Annotated in this window: 22 protein-coding genes and 2 riboswitches; of the genes, 13 read left to right on the top strand and 9 right to left on the bottom strand. The window is 71.8% G+C overall.

The window, feature by feature from the left end:
- Positions 1–29: 29 nt before the first annotated feature.
- From OG861_RS10030 to OG861_RS10015, 4 genes are read right to left on the bottom strand one after another with little or no spacing between them, the layout of a single operon-like run.
- A complete protein-coding gene (locus tag OG861_RS10030) occupies positions 30–863 on the bottom strand; it encodes an ATP-binding cassette domain-containing protein (protein WP_329198464.1) in 834 nt (277 codons plus the stop codon).
- Positions 860–1609: a cobalt ECF transporter T component CbiQ gene (cbiQ, locus tag OG861_RS10025; RefSeq protein ID WP_329198465.1), complete on the bottom strand. Its 750-nt coding sequence runs from the start codon at positions 1607–1609 to the stop codon at positions 860–862. Before cbiQ ends, OG861_RS10030 begins: the two co-directional genes overlap by 4 nt.
- A gap of 3 nt (positions 1610–1612) precedes the next feature.
- Positions 1613–1963: an energy-coupling factor ABC transporter substrate-binding protein gene (locus tag OG861_RS10020; protein ID WP_329198467.1), complete on the bottom strand. Its 351-nt coding sequence runs from the start codon at positions 1961–1963 to the stop codon at positions 1613–1615.
- Positions 1960–2655 (bottom strand): energy-coupling factor ABC transporter permease, encoded by a 696-nt coding sequence (locus tag OG861_RS10015; RefSeq protein WP_329198469.1) that lies wholly within the window; start codon positions 2653–2655, stop codon positions 1960–1962. Before OG861_RS10015 ends, OG861_RS10020 begins: the two co-directional genes overlap by 4 nt.
- 29 nt (positions 2656–2684) lie before the next feature.
- A riboswitch (cobalamin riboswitch) is annotated at positions 2685–2911 on the bottom strand.
- An 82-nt stretch (positions 2912–2993) separates the two neighbouring features.
- Between OG861_RS10015 and OG861_RS10010 the strand changes: the two genes are divergently transcribed.
- Complete coding sequence (locus OG861_RS10010; protein WP_329198471.1) at positions 2994–3725, top strand: flavodoxin family protein; 732 nt, start codon at positions 2994–2996, stop codon at positions 3723–3725.
- 23 nt (positions 3726–3748) lie between these two features.
- On the opposite strand, the gene OG861_RS10005 is transcribed toward OG861_RS10010, so the two are convergent.
- Positions 3749–4240: an AMIN-like domain-containing (lipo)protein gene (locus OG861_RS10005; RefSeq protein ID WP_329198473.1), complete on the bottom strand. Its 492-nt coding sequence runs from the start codon at positions 4238–4240 to the stop codon at positions 3749–3751.
- Between the two features lie 194 nt (positions 4241–4434).
- Here OG861_RS10005 and OG861_RS10000 point away from each other — a divergent pair, with 194 nt between their 5' ends.
- Positions 4435–5022, top strand: coding sequence for a hypothetical protein (locus OG861_RS10000; protein ID WP_329198475.1), 588 nt, complete (start codon positions 4435–4437; stop codon positions 5020–5022).
- Positions 5023–5109: 87 nt separating this feature from the next.
- Here OG861_RS10000 and OG861_RS09995 read toward each other — a convergent pair whose 3' ends face one another.
- From OG861_RS09995 to gcvT, 4 genes are all read right to left on the bottom strand, one after another.
- On the bottom strand, positions 5110–6492 hold the full coding sequence (locus tag OG861_RS09995; protein ID WP_329198478.1) for an L-serine ammonia-lyase: 1383 nt from the start codon (positions 6490–6492) through the stop codon (positions 5110–5112).
- A gap of 272 nt (positions 6493–6764) precedes the next feature.
- Positions 6765–8021 carry a serine hydroxymethyltransferase gene (gene glyA, locus OG861_RS09990; RefSeq protein ID WP_190183516.1) on the bottom strand — a complete coding sequence of 419 codons (1257 nt, stop codon included), beginning with the start codon at positions 8019–8021 and terminating at the stop codon, positions 6765–6767.
- Positions 8022–8036: 15 nt separating this feature from the next.
- Positions 8037–8417 (bottom strand): glycine cleavage system protein GcvH, encoded by a 381-nt coding sequence (gene gcvH, locus OG861_RS09985; protein WP_329198480.1) that lies wholly within the window; start codon positions 8415–8417, stop codon positions 8037–8039.
- A gap of 110 nt (positions 8418–8527) precedes the next feature.
- The gene (gene gcvT / locus OG861_RS09980) at positions 8528–9643 is read right to left on the bottom strand and encodes a glycine cleavage system aminomethyltransferase GcvT (RefSeq protein ID WP_329198482.1); all 1116 of its coding nucleotides are present in this window, start codon (positions 9641–9643) and stop codon (positions 8528–8530) included.
- 161 nt (positions 9644–9804) lie between these two features.
- Positions 9805–9908, bottom strand: a riboswitch (glycine riboswitch).
- A 212-nt stretch (positions 9909–10120) separates the two neighbouring features.
- On the opposite strand from gcvT, the gene OG861_RS09975 reads away from it, so the two are divergent.
- From OG861_RS09975 to OG861_RS09925, 11 genes are all read left to right on the top strand, one after another.
- On the top strand, positions 10121–10777 hold the full coding sequence (locus OG861_RS09975) for an AAA family ATPase (protein WP_443056616.1): 657 nt from the start codon (positions 10121–10123) through the stop codon (positions 10775–10777).
- Positions 10778–11569: 792 nt separating this feature from the next.
- Positions 11570–12304 (top strand): enhanced serine sensitivity protein SseB, encoded by a 735-nt coding sequence (locus OG861_RS09970; protein ID WP_329198483.1) that lies wholly within the window; start codon positions 11570–11572, stop codon positions 12302–12304.
- Between the two features lie 58 nt (positions 12305–12362).
- Positions 12363–13103 carry an enhanced serine sensitivity protein SseB C-terminal domain-containing protein gene (locus OG861_RS09965; protein WP_329198485.1) on the top strand — a complete coding sequence of 247 codons (741 nt, stop codon included), beginning with the start codon at positions 12363–12365 and terminating at the stop codon, positions 13101–13103.
- Between the two features lie 551 nt (positions 13104–13654).
- Complete coding sequence (locus tag OG861_RS09960) at positions 13655–14647, top strand: ABC transporter permease (protein WP_329198487.1); 993 nt, start codon at positions 13655–13657, stop codon at positions 14645–14647.
- 41 nt (positions 14648–14688) lie between these two features.
- Positions 14689–16446 (top strand): ABC transporter substrate-binding protein, encoded by a 1758-nt coding sequence (locus tag OG861_RS09955; protein WP_329198488.1) that lies wholly within the window; start codon positions 14689–14691, stop codon positions 16444–16446.
- A 210-nt stretch (positions 16447–16656) separates the two neighbouring features.
- Positions 16657–17658 (top strand): ABC transporter permease, encoded by a 1002-nt coding sequence (locus OG861_RS09950; RefSeq protein WP_329198490.1) that lies wholly within the window; start codon positions 16657–16659, stop codon positions 17656–17658.
- Between the two features lie 35 nt (positions 17659–17693).
- Positions 17694–18764, top strand: coding sequence for an ABC transporter ATP-binding protein (locus OG861_RS09945; RefSeq protein ID WP_329202468.1), 1071 nt, complete (start codon positions 17694–17696; stop codon positions 18762–18764).
- A 5-nt stretch (positions 18765–18769) separates the two neighbouring features.
- Positions 18770–19897: an ABC transporter ATP-binding protein gene (locus tag OG861_RS09940; RefSeq protein ID WP_329198492.1), complete on the top strand. Its 1128-nt coding sequence runs from the start codon at positions 18770–18772 to the stop codon at positions 19895–19897.
- A 113-nt stretch (positions 19898–20010) separates the two neighbouring features.
- On the top strand, positions 20011–20667 hold the full coding sequence (locus OG861_RS09935) for a trimeric intracellular cation channel family protein (RefSeq protein WP_329198494.1): 657 nt from the start codon (positions 20011–20013) through the stop codon (positions 20665–20667).
- Between the two features lie 57 nt (positions 20668–20724).
- Complete coding sequence (locus tag OG861_RS09930) at positions 20725–21585, top strand: thioesterase family protein (RefSeq protein ID WP_329198496.1); 861 nt, start codon at positions 20725–20727, stop codon at positions 21583–21585.
- A gap of 134 nt (positions 21586–21719) precedes the next feature.
- Positions 21720–22883 carry a cysteine desulfurase family protein gene (locus OG861_RS09925; protein ID WP_329198498.1) on the top strand — a complete coding sequence of 388 codons (1164 nt, stop codon included), beginning with the start codon at positions 21720–21722 and terminating at the stop codon, positions 22881–22883.
- Positions 22884–22904: the final 21 nt, after the last annotated feature.

The raw sequence follows: 22904 nt of genomic DNA, 5'->3' as shown, positions 1-22904 counted from the left end.
CGCGCCCCGGCGCCGGGCCGTGGCCCGGTTCAGGACGGGGCCCCGGCCCACGCGGACAGCGCCTGCGGCGTCCGCGGTCCCGGCGCGTCCTCCTCCAGCAGGCCGCGCGCCCGCAGGAACGCCGTCACCACCGGGGACCACGCCTGGCGGAGCCCCGCGGACGCCAGGAGCTCCGGGTCCGACAGCAGGGCCCCGGCCGGCCCGAAGCGGATGCCCGACGGGGTGAGGACCGCCGCGTCGTCGGCCCAGCGCACCGCGAGGTCGACGTCGTGCGTGGCCATCACCACCGTCGTACCGTTCCCGCGCAGGCCCGCCAGCACCTCCAGCAGCCGTTCCTGCCCGTCGGGGTCGAGTCCGGCCGTCGGCTCGTCCAGGATCAGCACCCGCGGCGCCATCGCCACCGCGCCCGCGATCGCCGCCCGCTTGCGCTGCCCGTACGAGAGCAGGTGGGTCGGCCGGTCCCGCAGGGCGGTGATGTCCAGCGCGGTCAGCGCCGAGTCCACCCGCTCCCTCACCTCGGCCGGGGCCAGGCCCATGTTCATGGGGCCGAAGGACACGTCCTGCTCGACCGAGGCCGCGAACAGCTGGTCGTCCGGGTCCTGCACGACCAGCTGCACGCAGCTGCGCAGCCGGGTCAGCCCCGTGCGGTCGTACCGCACCGCCGTGCCGTCCAGCCGCAGTTGGCCCGCGCCGGGCCGCAGGCCGCCGCTCAGCAGCCGCATGAGCGTGGTCTTGCCGCTGCCGTTGCGGCCCAGCAGGACCAGCGCCCGGCCCCGCGCGATGGCGAAGTCGACGCCGGACAGCACCTCGGGGCCGTCCTCGTACGCGTAGCCCGCGCCCACCAGTTCCACCAACGGGTTCACAGGTACCGCCCTTCCAGGGTGAGAGTCACGGTGACCAGCGCGCCCAGCAGGGCCGCCGACGCCGCCAGGAACCGCCACGACACCGCCGCCCCGGGCACCAGCACCCGCAGGGCCCCGTCGTAGCCCCGCCCGGCCAGCCCCTCCTGGAGCCGCGCCGCGCGGTCGAAGGCCCGTACGAACGAGGTGGCGGCCAGCCCGGCCAGCGAACGCCACAGCGCGGCCCGGCCCGTGTGCCCGAGCCGGGCCGCCTGCGCCCGGCGCACCCGGGCCACCGAGTCCAGCAGCAGGAACCCGATCCGGTACATGACCAGGGCCACGTCCACCACCGGGGCCGGGACGCCCGCCCGCACCAGCCGGGGAAGCACGTCCGACACCGGGGTGGTGAAGGCGAACAGCAGCACCCCGAGCGAGGCCGCCGACGTACGCAGCAGCAGCTCCGCCGCGTGCCGGGGGCCGTCCGGAGCCAGGGAGACCGGCCCCGCCGGGCCGCCCACCGCGAACAGCAGGGGCAGCGCCCCGGTGACGCAGAAGCCCAGCGGGATCCGGAAGGCCCGCCACAGCTGCCGTCCGGCGACCCCGGCCGGACCGAGCAGCACGGCCAGGGTCGCCGCCGCCACCAGCGGCCCGCCGGGCCAGGGCGGCAGGGCGACGGCGGTGACGGTGAGCCCGAGCCCCAGCAGCGCCTTCTCCAGCGGGTGGCGGTGGCGCCAGCGGCTGCCGTGCGCCGCCACGTCGATGGGCAGCACCGGCTAGGACTGTTCGTCGCGGGGCGGCCGGCCCGGCGACTGTTCGCGGTGGCTCTGGGCGAGGCCCTGGCGGCGGCCCTTGCGCAGGCCGAAGTAGTAGGCGAGCACGCCCGCGCCGAGGGCCGCCTGGAGGGCGAACAGCGCCGACTCCACCTCCGCGGACGGCGGTTCGTACAGCGGCGAGAACCACGGCTCGTAGCCCGGCTCGATCTCGGTGATCGCCGATTCGGCCTGGCTGTCGGCGCCGGCGAACGGTTCCTCCTTGCCGTCGCCCATGCCCAGCGCGACGGGCAGCACGGCGAGCGCCGCGACCAGGAGCAGCAGCAGGGCGTTGATCTTCGCGTTGCGGCTCATCGGGCGGCCTCCGTGCGCGCGGCGCCACCGGCCGGCCCGGCGACACCGAGCCGGACCAGGTCGGACTTGCTGGACTGCGTCAGCAGCCGCATGACCAGGACGGTCAGCAGCCCCTCGCTGACGGCCAGCGGGATCTGCGTGAGCGCAAATATCCCGCCGAACTTCGCGAGCGCGCCGGGGAACCCGCTCGACGGGTCCGGGAAGGCCAGCGCCAGCTGGACGCTGGTCACGCAGTAGGTGACGAGGTCGGCGAAGAACGCGCCGAAGAAGACGGTGACCATCAGCGGCACGTCGAACCGCTTGAGCAGCCGGTAGACGCCGTACCCCGCCCAGGGTCCGGCGATCGCCATCGAGAAGGCGTTCGCGCCGAGCGTGGTCAGCCCGCCGTGCGCGAGCAGCAGGGCCTGGAACAGCAGGGTGATGGTCCCGAGCACCGTCATGACCGGTGGCCGGAACAGGATCGCGCCGAGCCCCGTCCCGGTGGGGTGCGAACAACTGCCCGTCACCGACGGGATCTTGAGGGCCGACAGGACGAACGTGAACGCCCCCGACGCGCCCAGCAGCAGCGTGCTCTCCGGGTTCGCCCTCACCTCACGGGACAGGGCCCGGGCACCGTGTACGACGAAGGGGGCGGACGCGACGCCCCAGGCGACCGCGTGCAACGGGGGCAGGAAGCCCTCGGCGATATGCATGACTGTGGAGACCTCTCCAGCACCTCGTGGATGGACGACGCGCCCCGGCCGGTCTCCTGGCTCACGGGTACTGATGCCCTGACTCCGCCTTCCCGGGGCCGTGCGGTCTCCCGCGCAGGTCCCAGTGGCTTCCCGCGGTGGGGGCACCTCCCGGACGGAGTCTGGGGGAGAGTGGAGCCGGACTTCCCGATCACAGTGGCGAGGGCCGCACCGGTTTCCCACCGGTTTCCCGAACACCAAGGCCCCATGACCCTAGTCGCCCGTCCGGACGGGTCACAACCCGCCCCTTCCGGGCGCGCCCGCTGGCGGCCGCGTCCGGTGCGACGCACGGTGGTGCGGTGGCCGACGACTCCGCAACCGCGCAGACCCCCCGCTACGGCGACCTGAGCGCCCTCTTCGTGAACTGCACCCTCAAGCGGTCCCCCGAGACCAGCAACACCGAGGGCCTGATCTCCCGGAGCCGGGCGGTCATGGAGGCCGCCGGCGCCCGGACCGAGCTCGTCCGCGCCGTCGACCACGACATCGCCACCGGCGTCTGGCCCGACATGACCGAGCACGGCTGGGAGAGCGACGAGTGGCCCGTCCTCTACAGCCGGATCATGGACGCCGACATCCTGGTGCTGTGCGGCCCCATCTGGCTCGGGGACAACAGCTCCGTGATGAAGCAGGTCATCGAGCGGCTGTACGCCTGCTCCTCGCTGCTGAACGACCGGGGCCAGTACGCCTACTACGGCCGGGTCGGCGGGGCGCTCATCACCGGCAACGAGGACGGCGTCAAACACTGCGCCATGAACGTCCTCTACAGCCTCCAGCACCTCGGGTACGCGATCCCGCCGCAGGCCGACGCCGGGTGGATCGGTGAGGCCGGGCCGGGGCCCTCGTACCTGGACCCCGGCTCGGGCGGCCCCGAGAACGACTTCACCAACCGGAACACGACCTTCATGAGCTGGAACCTCATGCACCTGGCCGCCCTGCTGAAACGGGCGGGCGGTATCCCGGCGCACGGCAACCAGCGCTCGGAGTGGGACGCCGGATGCCGCTTCGACTTCCCGAACCCCGAGCACCGGTAGCGCGGGGCCGGGCCGGTGTCGCGTCAGCAGGTGGCCGGGTGCGGGAAGTCCAGGACGAACCGCTCCGGGGCGTGCAGCACGCTCGTGTTATAGGTGGGCGGGGTGTCGAAGGCCGCGCCGAAGGTGACGTACCCCTCGAAGTCGCCGGTCTTGGCCATGCCCTTGAGCTTGGGGAGGGCGATCTGCTGGAGCGCCGGCCCCACGTAGACGTTGTGACCGGCCGAGTCGTGCGCGGCGGCGGGGTGCAGCCTGATCTCGAGGAAGTACTTGCCCGGCAGCGGGACCGGCTTGCCGGACCCGTCGTAGACCAGCTCGGAGACGGGCGTGACGGTGACCGGCGGGGCGGCTCCCTGGAGGTCGATGACGAGCCGGTCGTAGGTGCAGTGCCCGCCCCAGCGGGCGTTGGTGACCAGCGTGGTGGAGGCGGCGGAGGCCGGCGCGGCGAACGCGGCCCCGGCGGTGAGCAGGGCGCCCGCGAGCAGGGCGGTGACCTGGCGGCGTCGTGCGTTCTGCATGACGTCCCCCCGATTCTGAGAGACGGGGACAAGGGTGACACCACTGAAGACACCCGGGACGCCGTCACGGTTGCACGGATCACGCCGTGGCGGCGTGCCATTCCTGGCAGGGTGGCGGCCTGGACATGGACCGTGCGACAGGGGAGCACCGGATGCGCCGTCACCGCCTTCACACCCGCCTTCACCGTCATGCCGTGATCACCGCGGTCCTCGTCCTCGCGGCCACCGCCTGCGGAAGCGGCGACGAGGAGGTCTCCCAGGAGGGCAAGGGCGGCTATCCCTGGGTCGCCACGGACGAGATATGCAACGCGCTGCCGTACGGCAAACTGGCCGACCCGCTCGGGGCCCGCGAGGACGTGGCCGACCGCACCCGCCGGACCACCGGGGGCTACCCGGGCGCCGAGTGCGTCCAGAAGCTCGTCCGGAGCGGCCCCGCGGCCTATGGGGGAGCCAAGGTCGAGCTGGACTTCGCCTACCTCCCGAGCGTCGACGACGCGAAGGCGGTCTTCGCCAAGGTGCGGGGCGACGCGGGCAAGGACTCGCCGGGCGGCGCCCCGGCCGACGTCAAGGGCGTGGGCAAGGAGGCGTACCGCCTCCTCTACACCAAACCGGACGATCCGCGCCAGGTCAGGCAGATACGGGTGCGGGACAGCAACCTCATGCTGGACATCACGGTCACCGGGGAGGCGGACGAGCCCCCCACTCCCGAGAGCCTCAAGACGCTGGACGACGCCGTGAACGCCTTCGCCAAGGGCTGTCTGACCTCGATCCGCAGGAAGTAGCGCGAGGACGGGGAAAGGGCCGGGCGCACCCGCGCCCGGCCCTCCCGTCGGTACCCGCCGGCCGCCGTCAGCGGCTCGGGCGTCGGCTCAGCACTCGATGACGTTGACCGCGAGGCCGCCGCGGGCGGTCTCCTTGTACTTGACCTTCATGTCGGCGCCGGTCTCCTTCATGGTCTTGATGACCTTGTCCAGGGAGACCTTGTGGGAGCCGTCGCCGCGCATCGCCATCCGGGCCGCGGTGACGGCCTTGACCGCCGCCATGCCGTTGCGCTCGATGCACGGGATCTGGACCAGCCCGCCGACCGGGTCGCAGGTCAGGCCCAGGTTGTGCTCCATGCCGATCTCGGCGGCGTTCTCCACCTGCTCGGGGCTGCCGCCCAGGACCTCGGCGAGGGCGCCGGCCGCCATGGAGCACGCGGAGCCGACCTCGCCCTGGCAGCCGACCTCGGCGCCCGAGATCGAGGCGTTCTCCTTGAAGAGCAGGCCGATCGCGCCGGCCGACAGCAGGAAGCGGACCACGCCCTCCTCGTCGGCGCCGGGCACGAAGTTCATGTAGTAGTGCAGCACCGCCGGGATGATGCCCGCGGCGCCGTTCGTCGGGGCGGTGACCACCCGGCCGCCCGCGGCGTTCTCCTCGTTCACGGCCATCGCGTAGAGGGTGATCCACTCCATCGACAGCGCCTGCGGGTCGCCCTCGGAGCGCAGCTTGCGCGCGGTGTTCGCGGCGCGCCGGCGGACCTTGAGGCCGCCCGGCAGGATCCCCTCGCGCGACATCCCGCGCGCGACGCAGGCCTGCATGACCCGCCAGATCTCCAGGAGGCCCTCGCGGATCTCCTCCTCCGTACGCCAGGCCTTCTCGTTCTCCAGCATCATCGCGGAGATCGACAGGCCGCTCTCCCGGGCCATGCGCAGCATCTCGTCACCGCTGCGGAAGGGGTACCTCAGCTCGGTGTCGTCGAGCTTGATCCGGTCCTCGCCGACCGCGTCCTCGTCCACGACGAAGCCGCCGCCGACCGAGTAGTAGGTCTTCTCCAGCAGCGGGGCGCCGGCCGCGTCGTACGCGAAGAGCGTCATGCCGTTCGCGTGGTAGGGCAGGGACCGGCGGCGGTGCAGGATGAGCTGGCTCGGCTCGTCGAAGGCGATCTCGTGCGCCTCGCCTATCTCGGCGCCCATCAGGCGCAGCCGGCCGCTCTGGCGGATCCGCTCGACCTCGGCGTCGGCGGTCTCCACGTTCACCGTGCGGGGGGAGTGGCCCTCGAGGCCCAGCAGGACCGCCTTGGGGGTGCCGTGGCCGTGGCCGGTCGCGCCGAGCGAGCCGAAGAGCTCCGCGCGGACGGAAGCCGTCTGGGCGAGGACGCCTTCCTTCTTCAAGCGGGTCACGAACATGCGCGCCGCCCGCATCGGGCCGACCGTGTGGGAGGAAGAGGGACCGATGCCGATGGAGAAGAGGTCGAAGACGGAGATGGCCACGGTGGCGAGACTCCCTTGTCTGCTCGTGGGGTGGGAGAGGGGCACAGGAGAGCGGGTTGGACCAGCGGTGAGGTGATCAGGGAGGTTTGTTCGGATTTTGTCCGACGGTCGAGCTTAACGCGGCGAGGTGAACGACCCGCCTGCCGGACGGGGCCACAAGGGGAAGCCGGGGTGTGCGTCGGCTCACATCCCCGGCCCCGACCGGCGGGCGGGCGGGCGTGAAAAAGGGGCCCGGGCCTGTGGGAACAGGCACCGGGCCCCGCCCGGTCGCGTCAGAGCGTCGGGTACAGCGGGAACTTCGCCGCGAGCGCGGAGACGCGCGCCTTGAGGGACTCGGCGTCGTAGGCGGGCTTGAGCGCCTGCGCGATGATCTCGGCGACCTCGGTGAAGGCCTCGGCGTCGAAACCACGGGTGGCCAGGGCCGGCGTACCGATCCGCAGGCCCGAGGTGACCATCGGCGGCCGCGGGTCGTTCGGGATGGCGTTGCGGTTGACCGTGATGCCGACCTCGTGGAGGCGGTCCTCGGCCTGCTGGCCGTCCAGCTCGGAGTTGCGCAGGTCGACCAGGACCAGGTGCACGTCGGTGCCGCCGGTCAGGACGTCCACGCCCACGGCCTTGACGTCGTCCTGGACCAGGCGCGCGGCGAGGATCTTCGCGCCCTCCAGGGTGCGCTCCTGGCGCTCCTTGAACTCGGGCGACGCGGCGACCTTGAAGGAGACGGCCTTCGCCGCGATCACGTGCTCCAGCGGGCCACCCTGCTGACCGGGGAAGACCGCGGAGTTGATCTTCTTCGCCAGCTCCTGCGTCGACAGGATGACACCGCCGCGCGGACCGCCGAGGGTCTTGTGCGTGGTGGTGGTGACGACGTGGGCGTGCGGGACCGGGTTCGGGTGCAGACCCGCGGCGACCAGGCCGGCGAAGTGTGCCATGTCGACCATCAGGTACGCGCCGACCTCGTCCGCGATGCGGCGGAAGGCGGCGAAGTCCAGCTGGCGCGGGTACGCGGACCAGCCGGCGACGATCAGCTGCGGCTTGGACTCCTTGGCGAGGCGCTCGACCTCGGCCATGTCGACCTGGCCGGTCTCGTCCACGTGGTACGGGACCACGTTGTAGAGCTTGCCGGAGAAGTTGATCTTCATACCGTGGGTCAGGTGACCGCCGTGGGCCAGGTTCAGGCCCATGATCGTGTCGCCCGGCTTGAGCAGCGCGAACATCGCGGCGGCGTTCGCCTGCGCACCCGAGTGCGGCTGGACGTTCGCGGCCTCGGCGCCGAACAGGGCCTTGATCCGGTCGATCGCGATCTGCTCGACGACGTCGACGTGCTCGCAGCCGCCGTAGTAGCGGCGGCCGGGGTAGCCCTCGGCGTACTTGTTGGTCAGGACCGAGCCCTGGGCCTCCATGACGGCGACCGGAGCGAAGTTCTCCGACGCGATCATTTCCAGGGTCGACTGCTGGCGTACGAGCTCGGCGTCGACGGCGGCGGCGACGTCGGGGTCGAGCTCGTGGAGCGGGGTGTTCAGTACGGACATCAGGATCCCCTGGGGTCAGTTACCGGCGGTGAGCTTGGCGTACTCGGCATCGGAGAGCAGGTCGGCCGGCTCCTCCGTGACGCGCACCTTGAAGAGCCAGCCACCCTCGAACGGCGCCGAGTTCACGAGCGAAGGGTCGTCCACGACGTCCTGGTTGGCCGCGACGACCTCACCGGTCACGGGGGAGTACAGGTCGCTGACCGACTTGGTCGACTCCAGCTCGCCGCAGGTCTCGCCCGCGGTCACCGTGTCGCCGACCTCGGGGAGCTGGGCGTAGACGACGTCACCGAGCGCGTTGGCCGCGAACTCCGTGATGCCGACCGTCGAGACGCCGTCCTCGGCGGCCGACAGCCACTCGTGCTCCTTGCTGAAACGCAGCTGCTGGGGGTTGCTCATGACCTGATTCTCCTGGATGCGGGGGAGTGGATACGAACAGTGGTCTGGGGTACCGGGACAGCGCCGTACGGACCTCCGTGCGGCGGTGACGCTGTACGGGCAGGGGCGGACTACTTCTGCCGCTTGTAGAACGGCAGGGCCACGACCTCGTACGGCTCATGCGTACCGCGAATGTCCACGCCGACGCCGGAGGTGCCGGGCGCGGCGTGCGCCGCGTCCACGTACGCCATCGCGATCGGCTTGCCCAGCGTCGGCGACGGGGCGCCCGAGGTGACCTCGCCGACGACCTTGCCGTCGGCGACCACCGGGAAACCGGCGCGCGGGACCCGGCGGCCCTCGGCGATCAGGCCGACCAGCTTGCGCGGCGGGTTCGAGGCGGCGCGCTCGGCGGCGGCCTCCAGTGCGGCGCGGCCGACGAAGTCGCCCTCCTTCTCGAACTTCACGACCCGGCCCAGGCCCGCGTCGAACGGGGTCAGGGAGGTGGTCAGCTCGTGCCCGTACAGCGGCATGCCCGCCTCCAGGCGCAGCGTGTCGCGGCAGGACAGGCCGGCCGGGACCAGGCCCGCGCCCTCGCCGGCCTTCGTGAGCGCCTGCCACAGCTCCACGGCGTGCTCGGGGGCGACGAACAGCTCGAAGCCGTCCTCGCCGGTGTAGCCCGTACGTGCGATCAGCGCGGGCACGCCCGCGACGGTGCCGGGCAGGCCCGCGTAGTACTTGAGCCCGTCCAGGTCGGCGTCGGTGAGCGAGGCGAGGATCCCCGGGGACTCCGGGCCCTGCACGGCGATCAGCGCGTAGGCGTCACGGTCGTCGCGGACCTCGGTGTCGAAGCCGGCGGCGCGCTCGGTGAGGGCGTCCAGGACGGTCTGCGCGTTGGAGGCGTTGGCGACGACCATGTACTCGCTCTCGCCGAGGCGGTAGACGATCAGGTCGTCGAGGATCCCGCCGTCCTCCTGGCAGATGTGCGTGTAGCGGGCGCGGCCGACGCCGACGGTGGAGATGTTGCCGACCAGCGCGTAGTCCAGCGCCTTGACGGCCTCGGGGCCGGTCAGGGTGATCTCGCCCATGTGGGACAGGTCGAAGAGACCGGCCTTGGTGCGTACGGCGTTGTGCTCGTCGCGCTCACTGGCGTAGCGCAGCGGCATGTCCCAGCCCGCGAAGTCGGTCATGGTCGCACCGAGCGAGCGGTGCAGCGCGTCGAGCGCGGTCAGGCGGGGGGCAGTGCTCATGGGTGTGGCTCCCGGGTCCCAGGGCATGACATGACGAGGACGATCCTCCCCATCTGTCATCGGAACCTGAGAGGTTCGCCGAGAGTTCCCGCACCGGGCGGAACGCGTCTTCGGCTTGCACCTTGGGTGGAGCTGTCGAGCAGCCCGCTTTTCAGATCTGCCTCATCCACGCGGTACGGGGCCTGAGAGATTCAAGGGAGGAACTTGCTCCTTCGGCGCCCGGGCACGGCCTTGCGGCCTGCCGGGACTCTCCCGCGCGGATTCAAGCGGCCGGTATGCAGTTGGTGTCCAGATGGCGCACATCATTGCACGAGGCGGGCGGGTGTGGGCGGGCGGGCCCGAAAGTCCGGGCCGGCCCCAGCGGGGCTCGAGGGAGGGCGGCACGGGGTGGGGCGGAACCGGGTGGGGCGGATTGCCGTCCCTTTACATTCAGAGGCGGGGGAGGCGATCACTGTGCGGAGGTTCGGAGTGCCGGCTTTGACGGGGACCCTTGAGGGGGTTCCGGCGCAGCGGCGTGCGGACGTGCCGGCGGCGGTGCCGGTGCCGGTGCCGGCGGCGGTGCAGCCGGGGCGGGTCCGGGACCTGCGCGGTGCCGGGGCGCCGGGGCCGCGGCTCTGCTTCGCAGCGGGGGACATCGTGGTGGTGTCCGGCCTGCCCGGCGGGGGCAAGAGCACGCTGATCAAGCGGGCCGCGGGGGCCGGGGTGATCGACTCGCAGGACACGCGGGAGCGGTGGGAGCGGCGGATGCCGGGGGCGCTGCCGTACGGGGTGTACCGGCCGCTGGTCCGCTTCGCCCACTACTGGGGGCTGTGGCGGACCCTGCGGTCCGGGGCCTCGGTGGTGGTGCACGACTGCGGCAGCCAGGCATGGGTGCGGGGGCTTCTGGCGGCGGCCGCGCGGCGGCGGGGGCGGGCGCTGCACCTGCTGCTGCTGGACACCACCGCGCAGGAGGCGCTGGCGGGGCAGGCGGAACGGGGGCGGCGGGTCTCGGCGTACGCCTTCGCCCGCCACCGCGCGGCGGTGACCCGTCTCCTGCGCTCCGCGGAAGCCGGCCACCCCCCTCCGGGCTGCGCGACGGTCACCCTCCTCGACCGCCCTTCCGCTGCCGCGGTCACCCAGATCACGTTCCCCTGACCGCCCCCCGCCCCGTGACCTCCCGGCGGGGGGGCTTCCGGGACCCGTGGTCTTTGCGGCGCCGGGGTACGTCCTTCGGCTCCGCCGACGTGGGGCGACCCGTGGCCTCCCGGCGGGGCGCATCTTCCGGCCCGTCGGCGTGGGCTGCCCCTCGGTCTTCCGGCGCCGCGGACGCCTCTTCGACTCCGTCGGCGCGCCCCTGCCTTTGGCCTCGGCGCCGGGGGGCGCAACGTTCAGCCCATCGGCGTGGCCGACCCGTGCCACCCGGCTTCGGGCGCGCCGCTTGCCGCCTCGCCGGCGCGTCGTTTCCCGGTGTCGGGGCGCCGCTTGTGCAGTCCCGTCGGCGCGTCGCTTCCGGGTGCCGGGGGCGCAACTTGCAGCCTCGCCGACCCGTGGCCGCCCGGCTTCGGGGGCGCCGCTTGCAGCCTCGCCGACGCGTCGCTTCCGGGTGCCGGGGGCAACTTGCAGCCTCGCCGGCGTTTGAGGCGCGGGGTCTGGGGCGGAGCCCCAGGGAATCCGGCTCCGCCGGGCACCGGGCTCTGCCCGGACCCGCGCCTCGAACGCCGGCGAGGCTGGAGTTGGCCGGTGAGGCTGGGCCTGGCCCGACAGGGGGATCCGGACCCGCGCCTCGAACGCCGGCGGGGCTGGAGTTGGCCGGGGCTGCCCGGCGGGGTTGGTGCCGGGCGGGGGTGAAGGGGTCCGGGGCTCCGGTCGGGCGGCGGGTGGGGATGCGGGGCCGGGGGTCGGGACGGATTAGGGTCTGCGGGGTAGCGCGGAGCGAGGAGGCGGCGGATGCACGGCAGCGGGTGGCCCGACAACGAGCTGGAGCAGGTGCTCGGCGCAGCCCTGGGGCAGGCGGACGCCGGGGCGCGGATCCTGGAGGTGCTCGGCCGCAGCCGGATATGGGTGCCGCTGCCCGCCGGCGGGAGCCCCACGCACGCCGCCCTCACCCTCCCGACCATGCTCATCGGCGGCGAGGCCTACGTCCCCGTCTACACCTCCGAGGCCCAGTTCCGCGTCTGCGCCGGCCCCGACATGGACTTCGCCGTCGCCCCCGCCGTCGAGTTCGCCCGCGGCCTGCCCCCGCAGCTCGGCATCGCCCTCAACCCCGAGGGCGCCGTCGGCGTCCCGCTCCCCCCGCCCGCCGTCGCGGAGCTCTGCCGCACCGGCCGGACCCCCCTCGACGGCCCCGCCACCGGCGGCCGCGTCCGGCTCTTCGAGCCCGACTGGCAGGACGACCCGGTCGACTTCCTCACCGCCGCCGCGGAGGAGTTCCGCGCCCTCGGCGTGGTCACCGCCGCCCACCGCTGCCTCGCCAGCGTCGAGGGCGGGGCCCCGCAGCTGTACATCGGTGTCCGGCTGGCGGGATGGGATCCCGAGGCGCGCAGCGCCCCGCTGGAGGCCCTCGGCCGGGCCCTGACCCGCGTACCGGCGCCCTGGCCCGTGCAGTTGATCCTCCTCGACGCCGCCCAGGACCCGGTGGTCGACTACATCCGTGAGCGCGTACGCCCCTTCTACCTCCCGTAGGGCCGCTTAAGCTGGGGGCCCATACGCGTGGATGACGGCGGACGAAGAGGGGTACCGGGTGAGTGCGTCAGGCACGGCCGCGGCCGGGCAGGTCGAGCACATGCTGCGCCAGGTGACTCCCGGGCGCTATGAGAGCTACGAGTCGCTCCTGCACGCCCTCTCCGAGGGCCGCCTGTGGATGCTGCTCTGGCAGGGCCGGCCGGGATCCCCGGACGCCCAGTACGGCGGCATGGAGGTCGACGGCCTCGGCTACGCGCCCTGCGTGACCTCCCCGCAGGAGCTGGCCGCCAGCGGATGGAACCGCGGCTACGAGGTGGTCACCGGCCGGGACATCGCCCGCGCCCTGTACCCGGACCGCTGGGGCCTGTGGCTCAACCCCCACGCCCAGGGCGGCGGCCTCGGCCTCCCCTGGGCGGACCTGCGCCGCATCGCCACCGGCCTCGACCGGATGCCGGCCGGCCCGCTGCGGCTGTCCGAGCCCGCCCTGGAGCTGCCGCAGTTCTACGGGCTGCTGACCCAGCACGCGCACCGCACGCCAGCCGTCCGCTCGCTGCGCCGCGCCTGGGTGCAGCCGTCGCTGGGGTCGGCGTACCTGGCGGTGGGGCTGGACCTGTACGACGCTTCCGCGCCCGCCCTGGAATCCGTACGGGAGATGATGCGGCAGTCGGTCGGGGCGGTCCCGGAGGGCGTTCCGGTGTGCACCGTCGCGCTCGCCGACGAGCACGACCCGGTGGCGATGTGGCTGCGTTCGCAGACCCGCCCGTTCTACGACCGCGAGGGCCAGGCCCCCTCCTATTAGCCCCTTCGTGCAGGTCCAGCGCCGGAATCCCTCCTTCCGGAACATGCTCATGTTTTGAGACAGCTCATACCGGCCATTTTGAGGCCGCCGGATCCCACGGTTCCCGGCGGCCTTCTTCTTGTCCCGTTTTCGCCGCTGTTGTACGCCCAAAAGGCGTGGCACTCTTGTGAGTTGGGCGACATGCCCGTTTGCGTACCGAACAGACGGTCTTGCTCCGCTCAGGTGGGAGTGAAGTCCGGATAACGGGAATCGGGGCGTCAGATCACGGTTGCGCATCCATTCAACTGCGGGTCTGGCGGCTGGTCGAGCGCCCGATGAAGACTCCCCACCCAAGAGCCGGTCAGTCCTCCCAGGACGCGGTTCGGCACGTGATCGGCACCTGCATCCGCACACCGCGTTCTTCCCGCAGCTTTTCCCGCACGTCCTGTACTTCCTGCACTTCACACGCGTTCAGCGTGTCCCACGCACTCCGAGCGCCACTCCGCACCAACGCCGCCACAGCGGCGGGCATGGGCCGGCACACCCGTCGGCCGAGAGGGGTCCCCACCACGATGACGGCACCACTGCATGACACGAGCGCGGAAACGCCCGCACCCGTGTCCGTAGCCGACGTCCCTGCCAAGGCCATCGAAGGCCGCTCGCCCGGCCGCATCGCCTGGATGCGGCTCAAGCGCGACAAGGTCGCGCTGACCGGCGGCGTGGTCGTGATCTTCCTGATCCTGGTGGCGGTCTTCGCGCCGCAGATCGTGAGCCTGCTGGGCCACCCGCCCAACGAGTTCCACGAGGACATGATCGATCCCGACCTCGGCACGCCGATCGGCTCGTTCGGCGGCGTCAGTTCCGACTTCCTGCTGGGCGTCGAACCCACCAACGGCCGCGACGTCTTCAGCCGGATCCTCTACGGCGCCCGCATCTCCCTGATCGTCGCCTTCCTGGCGGCCTTCGTCTCGGTCGTCATCGGCAGCCTGCTGGGCGCGCTCGCCGGATTCCTCGGCGGCTGGGTCGACGGCCTCATCAGCCGCCTGATGGACCTGCTGCTGGCCTTCCCGCAGCTGTTGTTCACCATCGCGCTCGTCTCCGTGGTGCCCAACAGCCTGCTCGGGCTCGAAGGTTCCAGCGTCCGCATGGCGGTGCTGATCCTCGTGATCGGCTTCTTCGGCTGGCCCTACATCGGCCGCATCGTCCGTGGCCAGACGATGTCCCTGCGGGAGCGCGAGTACGTGGAGGCGGCACGCAGCCTCGGCGCGGGCCGCGGCTACATCCTGATCAAGGAGCTGCTGCCGAACCTGGTCGCCCCGATCCTCGTCTACTCGACGCTGATCATCCCGACCAACATCCTGACGGAAGCGGCCCTCAGCTTCCTCGGTGCCGGCGTCAAACCGCCCACCGCCTCCTGGGGAAAGATGCTGTCCGACGCCATCCCCATCTACCAGGACGACCCCATGTACATGGTGGTTCCCGGTATCACGATCTTCATCACCGTCCTGGCGTTCAACCTCTTCGGGGACGGGCTGCGCGACGCACTCGACCCCAAGGGCAGCTGAACCGCTCTTTCGATTCACCCACTTCTGGAGGTTGGACAACCGTGATCCGCAGAAAGCAGGCACTCGCGATCACCGCCGTGATCGCCGCCCTGTCGCTGACCGCCGCGTGCGGTGGCGACGACACCAAGACGGCGGGGGGCGACAAGAGCGACAAGGGCTACAGCGGTGCCGCCACCGGCGTCGTGAACGCCTCCGACGCCAAGGGCGGTGAGCTCAAGCTCTGGTCCCCCCAGGACGTCGACTTCCTCGACCCGGCGCGTGCCTACTACGGCTTCGTGTGGAACATGCAGCGCCTCTTCATACGCCAGCTCTACGCGTACGACAGCAAGCCGGGCGCCGCGGGCACCAAGCTCGTCCCGGACCTCGCAGAGGGCGAGCCCGTCCTGAGCAACGACGGGAAGACGTACACCGTCAAGATCAAGGACGGGGTGAAGTTCGAGGACGGCACGCCGATCACCTCGAAGGACTTCAAGTACGGCATCGAGCGCGTCTTCGCGCAGGACGTGCTGGCCGGCGGCCCGACCTACCTGATCGACCAGCTCGACCAGGGCCAGAAGTACGAGGGTCCCTACAAGGACACCGACCCGGACAAGATGGGCCTCAAGTCCGTCCAGACGCCGGACGACCACACGGTCGTCTTCAACCTGGCGAGCGCGAACTCCGACTTCAAGTACCTGCTGGCCATGCCGTCCTCCTCGCCCGTCCCGGCGGGCAAGGACACGGGTGCCACGTACACCAACAAGCCGGTCTCCACGGGTCCGTACAAGGTCGAGAGCTTCGCCTCCGGCAAGGGCGCGACCTTCGTCCGCAACGAGAACTGGGACCCGAAGACCGACACGATCCGCAAGGGTCTGCCGGACAAGGTCACCTTCACGGTCACCACCAACCCGGACGACATGGACCAGCGCCTGCTCTCCGGCGACATCGACCTCGCCGTCGACGGCACCGGTGTGCAGCAGGCCGCGAAGAACAAGATCCTCAAGGACGCGAACCTCAAGAAGAACGCGGACAACCCGTTCACGGGCTACATCCGCTACTTCGCCTTCCCGCAGACGGTCGCGCCGTTCGACAACATCGAGTGCCGCAAGGCCGTCATCTACGCGGCCGACCCGAAGTCGCTGCAGAACGCCCGCGGCGGCCCGACCAGCGGTGACCTCGGCGCGAACATGCTGCCGCCCGGCGTCCCCGGCGCCGACAAGGCCTACGACCCGTGGAAGCTGACCGCGGGCAAGCCCCAGGTCGACAAGGCCAAGGCCGCCCTCAAGGCGTGCGGCAAGCCGGACGGCTTCGAGACCACCATCGCGGTCCGCAACAACAAGGCCCCCGAGGTCAAGACCGCCGAGTCGCTCCAGGCCGCGCTGCAGAAGGTCGGCATCAAGGCCACGATCGACCAGTACGACGGCAAGCTCTCCTCCTCCACCATCGGTTCGCCCGAGAACGTGAAGAAGAAGAACTACGGAATCATCGTCATGGGCTGGGGCGCCGACTACAACTCCGGCTCGGGCTTCCTCCAGCCGCTGGTCGACGGCTCGTTCATCGCCCAGACCGGTAACAACAACTACACGATGCTCGACGACCCCGAGGTCAACGGCCTGTTCGACAAGGCCGCCGCGGCCGCCACGCCGGACGCCGCAGCGCCGTTCTACACGGACATCAACAAGAAGGTCATGGAGAAGGCGCTCTACCTGCCGATCAACTTCGACAAGGCGCTGGTCTACCACAACCCCCGCCTGACGAACGTCTACTTCAACGACTCCATGGGCAAGATCGACCTCGCGGTCGTCGGCGTCGCCAAGTAGCCCCCGGGCACGGCAGCCAGTAGTCGGCGCCCAGTCGTCCGACCGTCCGGCGGCCCCGTGAGGCGGCCGCCGGACACCAGCAGGTCAGCAAGTACGTAAGTAAGTGCCTTCACCGCACGTGCGCTAGTCCGAAGGGCAGGTGAAGGCCGCAGGCGGCGGTCGTCGTCCCCACGAGGGGCGGCGACCGCCCGCCCCGGGCGGCCGACTGCAGTGCTCGTCTACCTCATACGGCGGCTGTTCAACGTCGCCGCCACGCTGCTGGTGGTCTCCGTGGTCACCTTCGGCATCTTCTTCGCGGTCCCGAAACTGACCGGCAGCGATCCCGCGCTCATGTACGCCGGCCGCGAGACCAATCCCACCGCCCTGGCCGGCATCCGCGTGAAGATGGGCTTCGACAAGCCCATCTCCGAGCAGTACTGGGTGTTCCTCAAGGGCATCTTCGTCGGCCGCGACTACGACGCCGGCACCGAGGTCACGCACTGCGCGGCACCGTGCTTCGGCTACTCCTTCAAGAGCGAGGCCCCCGTCTGGGAGACCATGCTCGACCGCATGCCGGTCACCCTCTCGCTCGCCCTCGGCGCGGCCGTGATCTGGGTGATCGCCGGTGTGGCGACCGGAGTGGTCTCCGCGCTCAAACGCAGGACCGCCATCGACCGCACCGTGATGATCGGAGCCCTCGCCGGCGTCTCCCTGCCGATCTTCTTCACCGGCATGGTGGCCCCCGCGATCTTCGTCTACGGCCTCGGCTGGCTGGACGTGTCCAACTACAAACCCCTGACCGAGGATCCACTGGCCTGGCTCAACAGCCTGATCCTCCCCTGGGTCACCCTGGCCTTCCTCTTCGCCGCCACCTACGCCCGCATCACCCGCGCCACCATGCTGGAGGTGCTCGGCGAGGACTACATCCGCACGGCCCGCGCCAAGGGCCTCAAGGAGGGCGTGGTCATCCGCAAGCACGCCCTGCGCTCCACGCTCACCCCGGTCGTCACGATGTTCGGTCTCGACCTCGGCGGCCTCCTCGGCGGCGCCGTGCTCACCGAGACGACCTTCAACTTCCAGGGCCTGGGAACGGCGGCCGTCGCCGCCATCAGCCAGGGCGACCTCCCCGTCATCATGGGCGTGACCCTGCTCGCCGCGCTGTTCGTGGTCCTGGCCAACCTGATCGTGGACCTGCTGTACGCCGTCATCGACCCGCGCGTGAGGCTGACGTGACCGACAACCCCTCCACCTCCGCCGGACCCGCGTTCGTGCCCGAGCAGGCGGGGCCCGCGTCCCGCGCCTCGGCGGCGTCCTTCCTGTCCGTACGCGACCTCAAGGTCCACTTCCCGACCGACGACGGGCTGGTCAAGTCGGTCGACGGGCTCTCCTTCGACCTGGAACGCGGCAAGACGCTCGGCATCGTCGGTGAGTCCGGCTCCGGCAAGTCGGTGACCTCGCTGGCCATCATGGGCCTGCACCGCACCGGCCAGGCCCGCAGCCGTCCGCACATCTCCGGCGAGGTCGTGCTCGACGGCGAGGACCTCGTCCGGGCCGACGCCGACCACGTGCGCAGGCTCCGCGGCCGCAAGATGGCGATGGTCTTCCAGGACCCGCTGTCCGCGATGCACCCGTACTACTCGGTCGGCAAGCAGATCGTCGAGGCGTACCGGACCCACAACGACGTCGACAAGAAGGCGGCCCGCACCCGGGCCGTCGAGATGCTCGACCGCGTCGGCATCCCGGAGCCCCACCGGCGCGTGGACGCGTACCCCCACGAGTTCTCCGGCGGCATGCGCCAGCGCGCGATGATCGCGATGGCGCTGGTCAACAACCCCGAACTGCTCATCGCGGACGAACCCACGACCGCCCTGGACGTCACCGTCCAGGCGCAGATCCTGGACCTGATCCGGGACCTCCAGAAGGAGTTCGGCTCCGCCGTCATCATGATCACGCACGACCTCGGCGTGGTCGCCGAGATGGCCGACGACATCCTCGTGATGTACGGCGGCCGGTGCGTCGAGCGCGGCACCGCCGAGAAGGTCTTCTACGAGCCGCGCCACCCCTACACCTGGGGCCTGCTCGGCTCGATGCCGCGCATCGACCGCGACCAGACCGAGCGGCTGATCCCGGTCAAGGGCTCCCCGCCCAGCCTCATCAACATCCCGAGCGGCTGCGCCTTCAACCCCCGGTGCCCGTACGCCGACGTACCCAAGGGCGGCATCACCCGCACCCAGCGCCCCGAGCTGACCCAGGACGACAGCCGGCACTGGTCCGCCTGCCACATGTCGCAGGCGGAGCGGACCCGGATCTGGACCGAAGAGATTGCGCCGAAGCTGTGACCGACATGAACAAGACGGGTGAGCCGGGGGCCTCCGAGGTCTCCGAGCTCTCCGAGGTCCCTGCGGCCCCCGCGGCGGCCTCCGCCGAGGAGCCGCTCCTCAAGGTGACCGGGCTGGTCAAGCACTTCCCCATCAACAAGGGGCTGCTGCGCCGCCAGGCCGGAGCGGTCAAGGCCGTCGACGGCATCGACTTCGACGTCCGCCGGGGTGAGACCCTCGGCATCGTCGGCGAGTCCGGCTGCGGCAAGTCCACGATGGGCCGGCTGATCACGCGACTGCTCGAACCGAGCGGCGGGAAGGTCGAGTTCGAGGGCAAGGACATCACCCACCTCGGTGTGGCCGGCATGCGGCCGCTGCGCCGCGACGTCCAGATGATCTTCCAGGACCCGTACGGCTCGCTGAACCCCCGCCACACGGTCGGCACGATCGTCGGAGCGCCGTTCCGCCTCCAGAAGGTCACCCCCGAGGGCGGGGTCAAGGCGGAGGTCCAGCGGCTGCTCTCGCTGGTGGGCCTCAACCCCGAGCACTACAACCGCTATCCGCACGAGTTCTCCGGCGGCCAGCGCCAGCGCATCGGCATCGCACGGGCGCTGGCCCTCAAGCCGAAGCTGGTCGTCGCGGACGAGCCGGTGTCGGCGCTGGACGTCTCGATCCAGGCCCAGGTGGTGAACCTGCTGGACGACCTCCAGGAGGAACTGGGCCTGACCTACGTCATCATCGCGCACGACCTGTCGGTCATCCGGCACGTCTCCGACCGGATCGCGGTGATGTACCTCGGCAAGATCGTGGAGCTGGCGGACCGCAAGTCGCTGTACGAGGCGCCGATGCACCCGTACACGACCGCGCTGATGTCGGCCGTGCCGGTGCCGGACCCGAGGCGGCGGGGCGCGAAGAGCGGCCGCATCCTGCTCAAGGGCGACGTGCCCTCGCCCATCTCACCGCCGAGCGGCTGCCGTTTCCACACCCGCTGCTGGAAGGCGACCGAGCTCTGCACCACGCAGGAGCCGCCGCTGGTCGCCCTCAAGACCGGGCACCAGGTCGCCTGCCACCACCCGGAGAACGCCCCCGACCAGGCGCCGGGCGACAAGGCCCTGCCCGGCGCGGCGGAAGCCGTCGAGACGCCGACCGTCTAGTCCGGCGCGTCCGGGGTCCCGGGGCGGCCACGCCCGGGGACCCCGGACGCGCTGCCGTTCCGCCGTGGCGGGGCCCTGCCGGGGCCACCGCCGCCAGCACGCACAATGGGGGCGTGTCCCAGGATCTCTTCCCGCCCGGTATCCAGCACGCCCTGGACCTCGCGGGCATTTTCGTCTTCGCCACCGCCGGCGCGCTGCTGGCCGTCCGCAAGAACTTCGACGTCTTCGGCATCTGCGTGCTCGCGCTCGTCACCGCCCTCGGCGGCGGACTGCTGCGCGACCTGGTGATCGGCGCCGTCCCGCCGGCCGCGTTCGGCGAGCTCAGCTTCTTCACGACCCCGTTGGTCGCCGCCGCGCTCGTCTTCTTCCTGCACCCCGAGGTCCAGCGGATCAACCGCGCCATCAACGTCTTCGACGCCGCCGGGCTCGGACTGTTCTGCGTGTCCGGCACCACGAAGGCCTACGAGTACGGGCTCGGCCTCACCGCGTCGGCCGCGCTGGGGGTGGCGACGGCGGTCGGCGGCGGCGTCATGCGGGACGTCCTCGCCGGCGTGGTGCCGTCGCTGCTGCGCGACCGGGAGATGTACGCGGTCCCGGCCGTGGTCGGGGCCTCGATGGTGGCCCTGTTCATCGGGTTCGAGGTGCTGAACGGCATCACCACGGGCGTCGCCATCGTCACCGCCTTCGTGCTCCGGCTCCTCGCGATCCGCTACCACTGGCGGGCGCCGCTGGCCTGGAACCGCCGCTCCGCCGTGACCGAAGAGCCGTGACGCTGCCGTAGCAGACCAAAGCTACCGCTTAGTAGCTTGCCGGTGTACCGTCGCCTCATGTCACACACAGCGGCCCAGGCAGCCATCGGAGACAGCGAGTTCGACCGCGACACCGCCCTCGCCCCCCGCGCGGGCGAGGCCGGGGTGTACGACACGGAACTCTCCGCCGGCTGGACGATCATCAGCGCGGTCAACGGCGGATACCTGCTGGCCCTGGTCGGCCGGGCGCTGGCGGCGGCGCTGCCGCACCCGGACCCGTTCACCGTCTCCGCCCACTACCTGACCTCCTCCGTGCCCGGCCCCGCCGTCGTCCGCACGCAGGTCGTGCGGACCGGGCGCACCCTCTCCACCGGGCAGGCCTCGCTCTTCCAGTACGACGAGAGCGGCGCCGAGATCGAACGCATCCGGGTCCTCGCCTCCTACGGCGACCTCGACTCGCTCCCCGACTCCGTCCACACCACGGCGCGGCCCCCGGCCATCCCGGCGTACCAGGACTGCCTCGGCACCGAAGCCGGGCCCGCCCCCATCCCGGGCAGCTCCGAGATCGTCGACCGGCTGCGGCTGCGGCTGGACCCCGCGACGGCCGGCTGGGCCGTCGGCGCACCGTCCGGCAAGGGCGAGATGCGGGCCTGGTTCGAGCTGGCCGACGGCCGGGACGCGGACCCGCTGTCCCTGCTGCTGGCGGTGGACGCGCTGCCGCCGACCGCCTTCGACCTCGGCCTGATGGGCTGGACGCCGACGGTCGAACTCACCACGCACATCCGCCACCGCCCGGCCCCCGGTCCGCTGCGGGTCGCCATCACCACGCGCAACCTGGCCGGCGGCTTCCTGGAGGAGGACGCCGAGGTCTGGGACTCGGCCGACCGCCTGGTGGCCCAGTCACGCCAGCTGGCCCGCGCCCCGCGCACCACTTCTTGACGCGGCTCTCGCTCCGCCCGGCCGCGCCGGGCGGCGCGAGCCCCGGCCGGTGCACCGCACTGGAGGGCGGGTCGCGGCCGGCTCGGGGCCCGGAGGGGTCGGTGGCGGCGGGGGGCTCGTAGAATCGGGGGATCATGGCCTACCTCGATCACGCCGCTACCACGCCGATGCTGCCGGAGGCAGCTGCGGCGATGACCGCGCAGTTCGCCGCCACGGGTAACGCGTCCTCCCTCCACGCCGCCGGCCGCCGCGCCCGCCGCACCGTCGAGGAGGCGCGCGAGGCACTCGCCGAAGCCCTCGGCGCGCGCCCGAGCGAGGTGGTCTTCACCGCCGGCGGCACCGAGGCCGACAACCTCGCCGTCAAGGGCCTCTACTGGGCCCGCCGCGACCAGGACCCCGCCCGCACCCGTGTCCTCGCCAGCCCGGTCGAGCACCACGCCGTCCTCGACGCGGTCGACTGGCTCGCCGAGCACGAGGGCGCCCGCGTCGAGTACCTGCCCGTGGACCGGTACGGGCGCGTACACCCCGAGGCCTTCCGGGAAGCGGTGGAGCGGGGCCCCGACGACATCGCCCTCGCCACCGTCATGTGGGCCAACAACGAGATCGGCACCGTACTGCCGGTCCCCGAACTCGCCGCGATCGCAGCCGAGTTCGGGATTCCGGTGCACTCCGACGCCGTCCAGGCCTTCGGGCAGCTCGACGTCGGCTTCGCCGGCAGCGGCCTCGCCGCCATGACGGTCAGCGGCCACAAGGTCGGCGGCCCCTACGGCATCGGCGCGCTGCTGCTCGGCCGCGACCAGAGCCCCGTACCCGTCCTGCACGGAGGCGGCCAGGAGCGGCACGTCCGCTCCGGCACCCTGGACGTGCCCGCCATCGCGGCCTTCGCGGTCGCCGCCGTCCTCGCCGCCGAGCGGCGCGAGGACTTCGCCACCCGGATCGGCGCCCTGCGCGACGAGCTGGTCACCGCCGTGCTCCGGGAAGTGCCCGACGCCGTCCTCGGCGGAGACCCCGTCGAGCGGCTTCCCGCCAACGCGCACTTCAGCTTCCCCGGGTGCGAGGGCGACTCGCTGCTGCTGCTCCTCGACGCCCAGGGCATCGAATGCTCCACCGGCTCCGCCTGCACCGCGGGCGTGGCCCAGCCCAGCCACGTCCTGCTCGCCACCGGAACCGACCCCGAGCTTGCCCGCGGCACCCTGCGGTTCTCCCTCGGCCACACCTCCACCAAGGAGGACGTCACCGCCGTGGCCGCCGCCATCGGCCCCGCCGTGGCACGCGCCCGCACCGCCGGCCTCAGCTAGGTACCTGCTCCCGCACCGCCG

Origin of the sequence: Streptomyces sp. NBC_00539 (assembly GCF_036346105.1) — a bacterium.
GTDB lineage: Bacteria > Actinomycetota > Actinomycetes > Streptomycetales > Streptomycetaceae > Streptomyces.
Note: the sequence above shows the minus strand (reverse complement) of the source record. Positions and strands in the feature narration are given on the sequence as shown.